1 protein-coding gene is annotated in these 2,306 nt (G+C 72.7%); it reads left to right on the plus strand.

Going from position 1 to position 2,306, the window contains the following annotated elements:
• The coding region (locus tag WA762_RS35335) for a non-ribosomal peptide synthetase (protein WP_335941689.1) at positions 1–2,306 on the plus strand (2,306 nt) is incomplete at both ends.

Consider the following 2,306-nt stretch of genomic DNA (forward strand, 5'->3'; position numbering starts at 1 on the left):
GTCATGCTGTCGCTGGAGGAACACGCGGGAGCCGCCCTCCGCCTGCCCGGCGTGGTCTGCGAGGAACAGCCCCTCCACCTGCCCGGCGCCCGATGGGACCTCAACCTGACCCTCTCCGCGGGCCCCCGGGAGAACGCCGCCGACAACGGCCTGACCGGCTATCTGGAGTACGCCACCGACCTGTTCGACCGGGGCACGGCCGAGGCGCTGGCGGAACGTCTGGTACGAATCCTCGAAGAGGCCTCCGCCGACCCGGCCCGGGCGATCGGCGACATCGAGATCCTCTCCCCGGACGAGCGCGCGCGGATTCTCGACGACGGGACCGGGACTGCCCGCCCGCTGCCCGCGGGAACCATCCCGGCCCTCTTCGAGGGCCGGGCCGCTCGCACCCCGGACGCGGTCGCCGTGGTGGACGGCCCGTCCTCATGGACGTACCGGGAACTCAACACCCGGGCGAACCGGCTGGCCCGATCGCTCATGGACCACGGTGTCGGACCCGAATCGGTGGTCGCGGTCGCCATGGAACGCTCGGCCGAACTCATCGCCGTGTTCCTGGCCGTCCTGAAGGCCGGCGCCGCCTATCTGCCCATCGACGACCGGTACCCGGCCGATCGCATCGCGTTCATGCTCGCGGACACCCGGCCGGCCGTGCTCGTGACGACGGGCGCCGTACGGGACACGATCCGGCAGGCGGCCCACGACACCGGCACCGAGGTGCTCGCGCTCGACGACCCCGCGACCGCCGCCGGGGTGTCGCACGCCCCGGCGGCCGATCCGACCGACGCCGAGCGATCCGTGCCCCTGCGCCCCGGCCACCTGGCCTACCTCATCTACACCTCCGGGTCCACCGGCCGGCCCAAGGGGGTCGCCGTCCCCCACACCGGGGTGATCCGCCTGGTCCGGGGCGGCGGCTTCATGGAAATCGGCGGCGGTGACGTCTTCGGCCAGCTGTCCTCGGTGTCGTTCGACGCCGCCACCCTGGAGATATGGGGGACGCTCCTCAACGGAGCGACCCTGGCGATCCCCCCTGCCGACCCCCTGTCGACGTCGGAACTGCGCGCCTTCCTGCACACGCACGAGGTGACCGCGCTGTGGCTGACGGCCGAGCTGTTCCACCAGGCCGTCGACGCGGACGCCGGGGCCTTCGCCGGTCTGCGGTATCTGCTGGTCGGAGGCGATGTGATCGCCGCCGCGCAGTGCCGCGCGCTGCTGGCATCGGCCCCCTCGGTCACCCTGGTCAACGGCTACGGGCCGACGGAGAACACCACCTTCACCACGACCCACCCCATCCGGGCCGCCGAGCTGGCGGGGAACGCCGGGGTGCCGATCGGCCGGCCCATCGGCCACACCCGGGTGTACGTGCTGGACGGCGACCTCGCCCCGGTGCCACCGGGTGTGATCGGTGAGCTGTACACCTCGGGCGCGGGACTGGCACGGGCGTACCACAACCGCCCCGGACTCACCGCCGAACGGCTCGTGGCCTGCCCGTTCGGCCCGGCCGGCGCACGCATGTACCGCACCGGGGATCTGGTCCGCCGGCGGCCCGACGGCGCGCTGGAGTTCGTCGGACGCGTCGACGACCAGGTGAAGCTCCGCGGGTTCCGGATCGAACTCGGCGAGATCGAGACGGCCGTGCTGGGCGCCCCGGGCGTGGGACGCGCGGTGGCCATGGTGCGCGAGGACGTCCCCGGCGACCGCCGCCTCGTCGCGTACGTGGTCCCGGGCGACCGGCCGGGACAGAACGGCGGCACGACGTCGGCCGCCGCCGCGGCGCACGGACTCGCCGCCTCGGTAAGGGAGTTCGTGGCGGCGCGGCTGCCGGAGTACATGGTCCCGGCGGCGGTGGTCGCACTCGACGCCATTCCGGTGACCGCGAACGGCAAGCTGGACCGCCGTGCGCTGCCCGCGCCCGGCTACACCGCGTCCGGCGGGGGAGCGGGCGGCTCGCACCGCACCCTCGTCACCGAGCAGGAACGGGTCCTGTCCGGGCTGTTCGCCGAAACCCTCGGCCTCTCGCAGGTCGGTCTGCACGACAACTTCTTCTCCCTGGGCGGGCATTCGCTTCTCGCGACCAGGCTGATCAACGGCGTGCGCTCCACGTTCTCCGTGGAACTCCCGCTCAAGGCCCTGTTCCAGGCGCCGACCGTGGCCTCACTGATGGGGATCATCGCCGACATCGAGGGGACGCGTCCCCCGTTGGTCCGCCACAACCGGACGGGGCCCGTCGAACTCTCCCTGGCGCAGCAGCGGTTGTGGTTCCTCAATCAGTTGGAGGACGCCAGCGGCACCTACAACGTGCCCGTAGG

It is taken from the genome of Streptomyces tyrfis (genome assembly GCF_037034285.1).
GTDB lineage: Bacteria > Actinomycetota > Actinomycetes > Streptomycetales > Streptomycetaceae > Streptomyces.